Source organism: Psychrobacter sp. H8-1, from assembly GCF_904846575.1.
Taxonomy (GTDB): domain Bacteria; phylum Pseudomonadota; class Gammaproteobacteria; order Pseudomonadales; family Moraxellaceae; genus Psychrobacter; species Psychrobacter fulvigenes.
This window is the reverse complement of sequence record NZ_CAJHBG010000001.1, coordinates 218,240-230,876: the sequence shown is the minus strand read 5'-3', so window position 1 is coordinate 230,876 and position 12,637 is coordinate 218,240. Positions and strand designations below refer to the sequence as shown.

Here is a 12,637-nt window from a genome sequence, read left to right as displayed (position 1 = left end):
CCTAAATACTAAGATACATCTAAAAACGCTGATGGATATTCATCAGCGTTTTTTATTGTGCATTCCTTTAATCATTACTGCTAGAGCCAGCTAATGCAGCCCATATAAGCGACTAAGGCGTGTCCTCATACATCAAAAGCTATTCAGAGATTATTTCAGCTCACTCAATATACTCTCCCAAAAACTGTGAGGTTTTTAGTAATGGCATAGTTATTGCTTATGGGGTCATTGCATAAGATTGGTTGAACAGACAGTGATTGCCAAATTGTCATCAGTACTATGCGTGTACTACTCACCAGTTTTTACTTTTTATCTTATTTAGGAGAGATCTCTTGTCTCGCATATCATCGTCACCCCTCGCTTCAAAAACCACCACCAGTACAGCCATGCGCATCGTACCAAAGGCACTCTTATGTGCCGCTATCGGGTTTGCTCTTGCCAGTTGTAGCAATAATACAAGCAACGACAAAACGCTTAACCTGTACAACTGGGATGAGTACATGCCACAAGAGGTTCTTGATGACTTTGAAAGAGAGACGGGCATTACCGTCAATTATGTGACCTTTGACTCTAATGAAGAGATGTATGACACCCTAAAAGCATCTGACGATGCCAACCAATACGACCTTGCTATCCCTTCAAGCTATTATGTCGATAAAATGTCAAAAGAAGGTCTTTTACAAGAGTTGGATCAGTCAAAAATCAGTAACTTCAAAAACCTCGATATCTCATTTACTGATACCACAGTTGATCCTGGTAATAAATACTCGATTCCTTACGTCTGGAGCAGCACAGGTCTGGTGATCGATGGTGCTTTCATCGATTATAGTGCAGCCAATAGCTGGAATGATCTGTGGAACCCTGAATACAAAGGTCAAATCATGCTGATGGACGATATGCGTGATGTCTTTGGTATGACTCTCTTATCACTTGGCTACTCAGTTAATAGCCGCAACCCTGATGAAATCGAAGCCGCCTACAACAAGCTCACCACTTTGATGCCCAATGTGAAAGGGGTGAATTCTGATGACGAACTGGTGTCTTACTTTGAAGGTGATGTCAATATCGGTATGGCTTGGAATGGTGAAGCAGTCATGGCCAATGATGAAGGCATGAGTACCTTAATTTATAAGTATCCAACTGAGGGTGCAGTTTTATGGATGGACAACCTTGTCATTCCAAAAAATGCTAAAAATGTGGACGCAGCGCATCAGTTTATTGATTACTTGCTGCTACCTGAAAACGCTAAGATTATCAGTGAAGAGGTGGGTTATGCTGCGCCAAATACTGGAGCACGTGCGTTGATGTCAAACGAGGTAAAAAACCATCCTACTATCTATCCTTCTAAAGAAGTGATTGCGCAAGGCGAGTTCCTTGCAGACGTTGGTGATGAAGCGCTGAAGCTTTACGAGCAATATTGGGAAAAGCTTACAGCCAATTTTTAAGCATACGGCTTTCAGTTCTGTTATTAAAACCTTGGGTGGTGTTCTAAAAAGTATGCTAGCGATAGAAGTCAATAAGAAATCTATGCTAAGTTCTCTGATTCTATAGGGCTTTAAAGGCTTCAAAAATTGTTCAAGTTTTAATCAGCATACTTTTTGACACACCACCAAACCTTGTAATAAAAACTTATGGGTGGTGTTCTAAAAAGTATGCTGGCATCAGACGTAGCCATAATTGATATAAAAGAACACCAGATCGAATACTTTAAAGTGATTATCAAGCTTTTTTGAGAAGCAACAAGTCTTTCTAACCGCCCGACGCAATCGGTGTCTAAGACGACAGTTATTGCCTTCAATCCCTATCGTATGCTGTTTACCAATTCGTTTGTTATCACTTTTAAAGGCGGTTATAAAACTGTCCCAGTTGTCCATACTGATAGAGCCATAGCTGACTGTAAGCTGCTTTAAACGTGCTCTTAACTTCTTAGCCGTTTTTAGGTCACGTTTGCCCCAGACATAAGCGACAATCTCATTAGTAGCACGGTCATAAGCGTAGATGAGCCACACTTTACGTTTCTTGCGATATACGTAAGTCCAGAACTCATCAACCTCTAAGCGTTCATAGTAGCGCTTCTTAGGTACAATCTTGTAAATGGATGAGCCTATGGTGCTAAGCACTTTTCCAATACTAACCTTGGCTATAACTGCTATGTCTCTAACACCACAACCTCGGACAGTCATCAGTCGTATGATGTCTTCTATTCTAGAGTGACAGCCGTTATAGGTTATCGCATGATCGCCAATAAATTGGCGTTTACAGTCCTTACATTGATAGTTCTGCTTACCATAGCTTTTTATACCATTTTTCTTTAGACTAAGACTGTGACAGTCGGGGCAATTGATCTGTATTTGTGTCTTCATAACCTCAAATATATCATCTTGCTTCGGCTGTCACCCTCCTTTATTCCCTCAGCATACTTTCTGACACACCACCAACTTATGTAATAAAAAACGCTGATCTCATGGTCAGCGTTTTTTTATGGGTTAGAAGAGATGGCTCAGAAAAGTACACTTGGCTACAAACCCAAATCTGTATCTCCACCGTGCTCTTTGATCCTACGACGCTCACGGCGCTGATAACGCAGACCAGAAGCAGAAAACCATTGTTCATTAGTAGACTGTAATAAATCACTCAAGCGCTGCAATTGCGCTTGTAACGTCTGAGTCAACCAAAAATACCCTTGCCACTCAAAAGCCAAGTTTTTTATACAAGGATAGTCCGTCACGACAATATGAGTGATGGGGCAAAACGACTGATCGCTTGGGCTACGCAGTACTGCAGCCATATGTTGCATGGCTTCGGTGAGCTCTTTTTGATAGTGAGTCAGCAGCACATGATTGTTGTCATCGATTTCAATACTGGCTAAGCGCGGTGCCGCACTTAACAGTAAGTCAATCGTACCAATAATGTTTCGATGGGTACGTTGAATACTCTCAATCGTCTCTTTATCGATACCAGACTCACTCGTTGTCGCCGCCATATGCGGGCGCACTGCCAGCAGGCGCTTGTTGATTTCCTTTAATTCTCGAATTAAGTCTTTATTAACCGGCACGTCAGGCATGTTACTACTGGCAGGATAAGTAATATCTGGAAAACTGGTGCCTTTGTCATTTTTGGAGGGCTCATACTCGGGAGTATCAGCCTCAATATGCTCACTCACCCCTGCATATAGTTTACTACATGCCTCAAGGTTACTGGCTAACAAGAAACGCCACATCAGAGTGGATTTCAACGGCAGTACTAAAGTGACAGCCACCGCCACCCCTGCTCCTATCAGAATATTAAATGCCCGATATAAACCATCTGTGACGACATTACTTTGATCAGGGCTAGACACAATCATCAGCATGGTAATGCCTGTCAGCAGCCCGATATAACCAAGCTGCCTAATGGCGATATAACCGATAATACCGCTAATAATACCAATCAATAAATAGTACAACCACAGCCAATTTCCTATGTCTTGACTCAGCCATAAGAATCCTAAGCCCACTATCACCCCAAGCAGCGTCCCTAATATGCGCTCCTTAGCTTTGGTATAAATCGCGCCTTGATATTGCAGCAGCCCTAAAATAACGAACACGGTAATGGTTGCCCACTCACCATAGGGTATATGAAAAAGACTGTTTATCAGTAACGCTGCTAAAACAGCAATGCCCAGACGTATCGCATGTAGTATATCTGCATGCTGATAGCGCGCATAAGGCTCAATAAGCGGTGCGGTAAATCGTTGCCAAAGTTTCGGTTTCACACAGGGTATCTCTTTTAATGGTTAGATAAAAATGCAGTCAAATAATGATCAGCTTAATGTTCATTAGCTTAAACACTTCACTGGGTTTTATCAAAAAAATAACGCCTTTTATCTATTCATAAAGATAAAAGACGCTCAAAAGATAAGAGAAGTTACTCAGCAAGGCATGCTAGCACATATTAAGAAAAAAGCACTTATAAGCTAGCACATGGCTATCGATAAAGCTGACTATTATACTTCTAAATAATCTAAGATACCCTCTGCCGCTTCGCGACCTTCCCAAATAGCCGTCACGACCAAATCAGAACCGCGAACCATATCGCCGCCGGCAAATATTTTGGGGTTATTGGTTTGGAACTTAAAAGTCTGTTCTTCCTCTGCTAATACCCGACCAGAGCTGTCCATAGTCACCTGTTGCGCCTCAAACCAGTCAGCAGGACTAGGGCGGAAACCAAAGGCCATGATGACCGCATCGCAAGGGATAATCTCTTCAGAGTTGGGAATAGGCTCAGGACGACGGCGACCACGGTTATCTGGTGCGCCCAAATGCGTCGTAACGACCTTTACCGCATTGACCTTACCGTTTAGACCTATGATTTCTGTCGGCTGACGATTAAATAAGAACTCAACGCCCTCTTCGCGCGCATTGACGACTTCACGACGCGAGCCAGGCATATTTTCTTCATCGCGGCGATAAGCACAAACCACTTTTTCGGCGCCTTGGCGAATACTGGTGCGGTTACAGTCCATCGCAGTATCGCCGCCGCCTAACACCACCACCCTTTTTCCTTTGAGATCGATATATTCTCGAACATTTTTTTCCCAGTCGTTGCAGCGGTTGACGTTGGCAATCAGGTAATCCAGCGCATCATAAACGCCTTCTAACTCCTCGCCTGCAAAGCCGCCACGCATATAAGTATAAGTACCCATACCCATAAATACGGCATCGTACTCACTTACCAGCTCATCAATACTAACGTCGGTACCGATTTCTGTCTCGAGGCGAAACTCAATGCCCATGTCTTCAAAGATGACACGGCGATTGCGCATGACATCTTTTTCCATTTTGAACTCTGGAATGCCAAAGGTTAGCAAGCCACCAATTTCAGGTCGTTTATCAAAGACGACAGGCTTGACGCCATTTCTCACTAAGATGTCAGCGCAGCCAAGACCTGCCGGCCCTGCACCAATGATAGCGACTTTTTTGTCCGTCCAAACCACATCGGACATATCAGGTCGCCAGCCAAGTGCAAAGGCGGTATCGTTAATGTACTTCTCAACATTACCAATCGTCACTGCACCAAAGCCGTCATTCAAGGTACAGGCACCTTCGCACAAGCGATCTTGGGGGCAGACGCGCCCGCAAACCTCAGGCAAAGTATTGGTACGGTGACACAATTCTGCCGCTTGAAAGATTTGCCCTTCGGCGGCCATTTTGAGCCAATTGGGAATGTAGTTATGTACGGGACACTTCCACTCACAGTAGGGGTTACCGCACTCCAAACAGCGATGCGACTGCTGCGCGACCGCCTCACTCTCAAATGGTTTATAGATCTCCACAAACTCCGTTGAGCGCGTGGCGATGTCTTTTTTGGTCGGCTCAAGCCGTGGTACATCTAAAAACTGAAAACTATTATCTAAGCGTTTTGCCATGATGCTATCTCTCTATAGTGGGCAGTGACAGTTGACGATGCTTCATCAATCGTGCGCAAAATGTGTCTATTATTGATGAACCTATCATTAATGGATCTATCATTACTGTCACTTACCTGCTGAAAACCTATGTATTAAAACGTCTGTAAAAACCTATTATTGGCTACTGTGGATCAGCCATGGTGGTTTTTAGAAGGCTCGCAATATTCGCCGCTTTTGGCTTGACCAAATAAAACTTGCGAGCATAATGCTCAAAGTCAGCCAGTATGGTCTGACCCCAAGCACTGCCTGTTTTATCTACATGAGTTTCGATCACTTGTTGCAAATGAATCCGATGTTCCTCAGTTTGCTCACTTGAGATACGGTTCAAATCAATCAGCTCATGGTTGCAGCGATCAAAGAAGTCGCCTTCCATGTCAAGCACATAAGCAAAGCCGCCCGTCATCCCCGCACCGAAGTTAAGACCAGTACGCCCAAGGACAGTAATAATACCGCCTGTCATATACTCACAGCAGTGATCGCCTGTGCCTTCGATGACCGCATGCGCGCCAGAGTTACGCACGCCAAAACGCTCGCCTGCCGTGCCTGCCGCGTATAGCTTACCGCCAGTTGCGCCGTAGAGACAGGTGTTACCAATGATGGCGGTCTCTTGCGCGCTAAAGCTTGAGTCTTTGGGTGGATAAATAACAATCTCGCCACCCGCCATGCCTTTACCGACATAGTCATTGGCATCGCCTTCAAGCTCAATATTTAGGCCGCCGGCATTCCAGACGCCTAAACTCTGCCCAGCAGTACCAGTCAGATGCAGCTTAATCGGCATATCACTCATACCAAGGTTGCCCCAGACCTGCGCAATCTCACCTGAGATACGGGCGCCGATAGAGCGATCACAGTTACCGACATAATAGCTATAGTCGCCGCCATTACCCTGACGAATATTGAGCAGCATATCATTGATCATCTGCTCCGCAAGCAAGCCTTTATCAAATGGCTCATTACGCTCAACCTGACAAGTCTGCGCTTTACCGCTACTGGCTGGATGGCTAAACAATAACGGCGTTAAATCAAGATGACGCTGCTTATCGGTATTACCTTCTAGCACTTCTAGCAGATCAGTACGTCCGACCAGCTCCTCCATACTACGTACGCCAAGTGCTGCTAGCCATTCACGCGTTTCGGTCGCTACAAACTTAAAGAAGTTAATGAGCATCTCAGCTTCACCGATGAAATGCTTGTCACGTAGTTCTGCTTTTTGAGTGGCGACACCCGTCGGGCAGTTATTAAGGTGGCAAATGCGTAAGTACTTACAACCAACGGCAATCATCGGCGTGGTGCCGAAACCAAAGCTTTCTGCGCCGAGGATGGCGGCTTTTACCACATCAAGGCCTGTCTTGAGACCGCCATCAGTTTGCACACGCACTTTATCACGTAGACCATTGACTCTTAACGACTGATGGGTCTCAGCCAGACCTAGCTCCCAAGGCGAGCCAGCATGATGGATAGATGACAGCGGTGAAGCTGCGGTACCGCCATCATAACCTGAGATGGTAATCAAATCAGCGTATGCTTTTGCCACACCGGTTGCGATAGTACCAACGCCTGGACGAGAGACTAATTTAACTGATACCAAGGCATCTGGATTGACTTGTTTCAAATCAAAAATCAGCTGCGCCAAGTCTTCAATAGAATAAATATCATGATGCGGCGGCGGTGATATGAGCGTCACCCCAGGTACTGAATAACGCAAGCGTGCAATCAAAGCATTAACCTTACCACCAGGCAGCTGACCACCCTCACCTGGTTTTGCACCCTGCGCTACTTTAATTTGCATCACTTCAGCAGAGCGTAGATACGCAGGCGTCACACCAAAACGACCAGAGGCAATTTGTTTGATTTTTGAGTTGCGTAGCGTGCTATAGCGTACCGGATCTTCACCGCCCTCCCCTGAGTTTGAACGCCCGCCGATGGTATTCATCGCCATGGCGATCGCTTCATGAGCTTCAGGTGATAGTGCCCCAAGCGACATACCTGCCGAGTCAAAGCGCGATACAATCTGCGAGACATCCTCAACCTCATCGACCGCAATAGCATTGTCAGTTTTGAGCTGCAGTAAATCTCGCAGCGTCGCCACCGGACGGCTATTAACCAAGTCGGCATACTGACGATAATTATCATAATCACCCGTGCGTACGGCGGTATGCAGGCTGTTAATCACATCGGGGTTAAAGGCATGATATTCTTTATTAAACACAAACTTCAGCAAACCCCCTTGATCCAGTGGCACGCGGCGTTTAAAGGCATTAGCCGCTAGCTGTGCTTGGTCAGCAGCCAAGTCTGCAAAAGTAGCGCCCTTAATGCGACTTTGTACGCCTTTAAAGCATAAGCTCACGACTTCTTCAGAGAGCCCAACGGCTTCAAATAACTGTGCGCCGCGATAAGAGACAATGGTAGAGATACCCATTTTTGATAAGATTTTTAGTAGGCCTTTATCCAAACCTTTACGGAAATTAACCCGTGCTTGAATCGGATCGCCAAGTAGCTCACCAGTGGAAACCAAGTCCTCGATCACATCATAAGCTAAGTATGGATAGATACAGGTCGCACCAAAGCCAATCAGTACCGCCACTTGATGCGAGTCTCGCGCCAAACCTGTTTCAATGATTAAGTTGGCATCAGTACGAATACCTTGGGCAATGAGATAATGATGCACCGCACCCGTCACCATAATGGCGTTGGCAGGCACTTTATCTGCAGCGATATTTTTATCAGACAATACAATCAGTGTATGACCCGCACGAATGCTGCTCGCCACTTGCTCACAGATAGCAGTGATTGCATCAGATAGCTCTAGGTTGCGATCATAATTTAAGTCAATACGCGCCATTTGAAACGCTGGATCATCCAAGGCTTCAAGCTGCTGCATTTTGCTGGCTGATAGCACTGGCGACGACAAGATAATACGGTGCGCATCTCGCGCAGATGGCGCAAAGACATTGGTTTGAGCACCAAGACAAGTCTGTAGCGACATCACGATAGATTCACGCAGCGGGTCAATCGGTGGGTTGGTCACCTGTGCGAACTGCTGACGGAAGAAGTCACCGACATGGCGAATTTGCTGTGATAGCACCGCCATTGGCGTATCATCACCCATCGAACCAACTGGCTCTTGACCATTTTCGGCATTGGGGCGAATGATTTCGGTACGCTCTTCATTGGTGATGTGATACATTTTTTGCAGTGCTTTGAGCGGCTCACCGCGGCATGCCTGCGCTGCTAGCTCTTCTTCTAGACGCTCATCATCGCGGATACGTTTCGCTTCTTCGCGTAGCCATTTACGATAGGGATGAGCCTTCTTAAGTAAGGTAGCAATGGCTTTGGTATCTAAAATTTGACCCGTTAGTGTATCAATGACCAGCATCTGACCCGGGCCAACGCGACCTTTTTCCAGTACATCCTTTGGCGCATAATCCCAAACGCCAACCTCAGAGGCAACAGTGATATAGCCATTCTTAGTCGTCACCCAACGTGACGGGCGTAGGCCATTACGATCGAGCATACAGACCGCATAGCGTCCATCTTGAATCACCAAACCTGCCGGCCCATCCCACGCTTCCATATGCTGCGAATAAAACTCATAAAACGCGCGCAAATCCATATCCATGCTATCGACATTTTGCCAAGCGGGCGGTACCAAAATCGACATCGCATGGAACAGATTCATACCACCTGACATCAGCACTTCAAGCATATTGTCTAAGCTTGATGAGTCAGAGCCAGTACTATTCACGAGTGGGGTTAATTCGTTTAAATTGGGCAATTTGTCTGATTTTAATTTTGGCGTACGTGCTTCAGACCAGTTACGGTTACCTGTGATGGTATTCAGCTCACCATTGTGTGCCAGATAGCGAAATGGCTGCGCGAGCGGCCAACGAGGCAGGGTATTGGTTGAAAAACGCTGATGGAAAACGACAATATGTGAGGCCAAACGCTCATCTTGTAAATCTAAAAAGAACGCTGGCAGATCTGATGGCATTACCAGACCTTTATAAATGATAGTCTGGCAATTCAAGGAGCACACATAAAACAGCTCATCAGCCGCCAAGCGCTGCTCAGCTTTTTTACGAGCGACAAACAACTTACGGTTGAAATCGTCTGCAGCTAGATCATCGGGAGCATTGACAAAAACTTGCTTGAAATCAGGCAGCGTCTCACGGCCAATCTCACCAACGATACTTAAATCAAGCGGTACATCGCGCCAACCAGCAACTTCTAAGCCTTGCGCAGTAATCTCATCGCTTAGTACTTGCTGGCTATGCTTGGCTTTAGCATCATCTAAATTGACGAACACCATGCCTACTGCAAAGTTATCCGTAATGGTTAATTGCTGTTCAGTAGCAATATTTCTAAAAAACTCAGTAGGCTTGGCAAGTAATAGACCGCAGCCATCACCAGTTTTGCCGTCAGCAGCAACGCCGCCGCGATGCGTCATACAGCTTAGGCTGTGGATGGCGGTTTTTACCAAGTCATGGCTGGCTTCACCCTCAATGTGAGCGATCAAACCAAAACCACAGTTATCAGAGAAGTCATCTGGCGTGGCCAAATGCGTATGGGAGGAAATCATTGACATGGCTAGTCCTTTTAAGTGAACGGGTAACTTATATATCCAATGCGGCACATAAGCTGATACCCGTAGGCAAAGCGGGCTAACTAAATATTCACACAACCGAATAAATAAATGGCGCGTTTAACCATAAGCGCTAGCGCTTAGAAAGTAATTAAATAATGGTCACTTTCTCATTTATTTTATAGCGAAGGGTCACTAGGTCGCTTAGCGTTCAGCGATGATTGAATGGCTAATGGCCTAGTTTTGGTTGAATTTGAATATAGGACGCTCTATGTTCAAGCGCTTTAACGACCTTAAGAAAGAGAGTAATAAGAGGAGTTGTACCACTTGTCATACGTTCAATTTAAAAAGCAAGTAGGAGCGCTTGAGCAACGGCATCATAATATAGACGCCTTGTATAACTTGTAAGACCTTTTAAATAGATATTACAAATACGGCCATTTACGATAATTATACAGAACGTCGCCCACAGTTATCTTAGTGAATACTTGACAAAAAATCTAGTCTTTTTTCTGACCTGCTTAGCAAGTGTATGTCCTTTTACTTTATTCGGTCACTCTTAGAAACCCCAAATAAGGGCGATTTTACATCATAAAAAAACCCGCAAGATACTGTCTTGCGGGTTCGCTATAAATCTATACAGGCTCATAAAAAGTTAATCAGTTTTTTGTTCAATCAACTCTTTAATACTGTCGTTGTTGCTTTTAGCGCTGTTGTTTTTAGCAGCATCACTATTTGAGCTTTTCGTAGTCGGAGCGGCACTGGTTTTATTATTACTACTGTTATCGCTTGAGCTGTTGCTGTTTTTATCAGCGTTATTACCCGTACTCTTTGATGGTTTGGGTGCAGGTGGTGTAGGTACGACTGGTAGATTTTTTGTCTCTTGCTCAGTTTTACCAGATGCGTCTTCTTTTTTAGGCGCAGCGGGCTCTACTGTTTCACCTTCCGTAACCACTGTCCGTTCTTCATTGACGACTAAAGTGTCGGAAGTATCTTCTGATTCGCGAATGCTCTCAACACTCTTGTTTGTCTGGTTATTGGCTGTCGTATTCTCAACTGGCTCAGCTTCTTGACGCACAGGAACTTCATTCTTGGTAGGCTGCAACCTAACCGAACGCGAACGTCTGGTACTGAGATCCTTAATCGGCTTAGGACGCTCATAGTTATCGATAATACCGACATAGCGGTTGATTTCTTCTGGCAATACACGCACGTTTGCAGGTAAGCCAAAATCTACTAATTTGGCGGCTCCTGCTGCCTCTTGCGGGCTACTCATGAGCCCATAAGTCAGCATATAGCGTATCTGATTGTTATCATCACGATAACGGAAATACGAGAACTTCTTGCGATCATCACGCCCCTCTAAGTAGCTAACAATCACTTCATGTTCAGCGACGTTCATCACCTGCACCGTCCACTTACCTTTGTTAGCGACCAGAAAGCTCTTATCCTTAAACTCGTCAGGATAATTGCGTAAATCACGAATGGTGTCTTCAAAGTTGATGGGCTGCACGTCGGTATCAAGCTCATGCAGAGCTTCTATAGATAAAGGCTGTTTAAGCTCAGTACTTAACTCTTCTGGTGCAGATATGGGTGCATTTTCAATCTTGGCACCGATGGCTGGCGTCTGACTGAACATCCAAATCAGCGCGGTGATTACGCCAAGCAGCAACGTCATCATCAACCAAATGAGAGCTTGGCGACGATAGGACTTATTTGCAGAACGAGTCGATGAGCTCGGTGCGGCCATAGATGTTTCCTTTAAAAAATAGGGTGGTGTTCTAAAAAGTATGCTGAGGGAATAAAGGAGGGTGACAGCCGAAGCAAGATGATATATTTGAGGTTATGAAGACACAAATACAGATCAATTGCCTCGACTGTCACAGTCTTAGTCTAAAGAAAAATGGTATAAAAAGCTATGGTAAGCAGAACTATCAATGTAAGGACTGTAAACGCCAATTTATTGGCGATCATGCGATAACCTATAACGGCTGTCACTCTAGAATAGAAGACATCATACGACTGATGACTGTCCGAGGTTGTGGTGTTAGAGACATAGCAGTTATAGCCAAGGTTAGTATTGGAAAAGTGCTTAGCACCATAGGCTCATCCATTTACAAGATTGTACCTAAGAAGCGCTACTATGAACGCTTAGAGGTTGATGAGTTCTGGACTTACGTATATCGCAAGAAACGTAAAGTGTGGCTCATCTACGCTTATGACCGTGCTACTAATGAGATTGTCGCTTATGTCTGGGGCAAACGTGACCTAAAAACGGCTAAGAAGTTAAGAGCACGTTTAAAGCAGCTTACAGTCAGCTATGGCTCTATCAGTATGGACAACTGGGACAGTTTTATAACCGCCTTTAAAAGTGATAACAAACGAATTGGTAAACAGCATACGATAGGGATTGAAGGCAATAACTGTCGTCTTAGACACCGATTGCGTCGGCCGGTTAGAAAGACTTGTTGCTTCTCAAAAAAGCTTGATAATCACTTTAAAGTATTCGATCTGGTGTTCTTTTATATCAATTATGGCTACGTCTGATGCCAGCATACTTTTTAGAACACCACCAAAAATAGAATAAAGCGCGCTAATAACAATGC

The 12,637-nt window shown here is 45.0% G+C and carries 7 protein-coding genes; 2 read left to right on the top strand and 5 right to left on the bottom strand.

Annotated features, from left to right (window positions below; genetic code table 11):
- Window positions 1-332 precede the first annotated feature (332 nt).
- On the top strand, window positions 333-1,445 hold the full coding sequence (locus tag JMY01_RS00995) for a PotD/PotF family extracellular solute-binding protein (RefSeq protein WP_227677612.1): 1,113 nt from the start codon (window positions 333-335) through the stop codon (window positions 1,443-1,445).
- A 216-nt stretch (window positions 1,446-1,661) separates the two neighbouring features.
- Here the strand turns inward: JMY01_RS00995 and JMY01_RS00990 are convergent, their stop codons facing one another.
- From JMY01_RS00990 to JMY01_RS00970, 5 genes are all read right to left on the bottom strand, one after another.
- Window positions 1,662-2,363, bottom strand: a complete 702-nt coding sequence (locus JMY01_RS00990) for an IS1 family transposase (protein ID WP_201573688.1) — start codon at window positions 2,361-2,363, stop codon at window positions 1,662-1,664.
- A gap of 155 nt (window positions 2,364-2,518) precedes the next feature.
- Window positions 2,519-3,754 carry an FUSC family protein gene (locus JMY01_RS00985; RefSeq protein ID WP_201573686.1) on the bottom strand — a complete coding sequence of 412 codons (1,236 nt, stop codon included), beginning with the start codon at window positions 3,752-3,754 and terminating at the stop codon, window positions 2,519-2,521.
- A gap of 231 nt (window positions 3,755-3,985) precedes the next feature.
- Window positions 3,986-5,407 (bottom strand): glutamate synthase subunit beta, encoded by a 1,422-nt coding sequence (locus JMY01_RS00980; protein WP_201573684.1) that lies wholly within the window; start codon window positions 5,405-5,407, stop codon window positions 3,986-3,988.
- A gap of 163 nt (window positions 5,408-5,570) precedes the next feature.
- Window positions 5,571-10,034 (bottom strand): glutamate synthase large subunit, encoded by a 4,464-nt coding sequence (gene gltB / locus JMY01_RS00975; protein ID WP_201573682.1) that lies wholly within the window; start codon window positions 10,032-10,034, stop codon window positions 5,571-5,573.
- A 652-nt stretch (window positions 10,035-10,686) separates the two neighbouring features.
- Window positions 10,687-11,781 carry a hypothetical protein gene (locus JMY01_RS00970; RefSeq protein ID WP_201573680.1) on the bottom strand — a complete coding sequence of 365 codons (1,095 nt, stop codon included), beginning with the start codon at window positions 11,779-11,781 and terminating at the stop codon, window positions 10,687-10,689.
- A gap of 95 nt (window positions 11,782-11,876) precedes the next feature.
- Here JMY01_RS00970 and JMY01_RS00965 point away from each other — a divergent pair, with 95 nt between their 5' ends.
- Window positions 11,877-12,578, top strand: a complete 702-nt coding sequence (locus JMY01_RS00965) for an IS1 family transposase (protein ID WP_201573678.1) — start codon at window positions 11,877-11,879, stop codon at window positions 12,576-12,578.
- The last annotated feature ends 59 nt before the right edge of the window (window positions 12,579-12,637 follow it).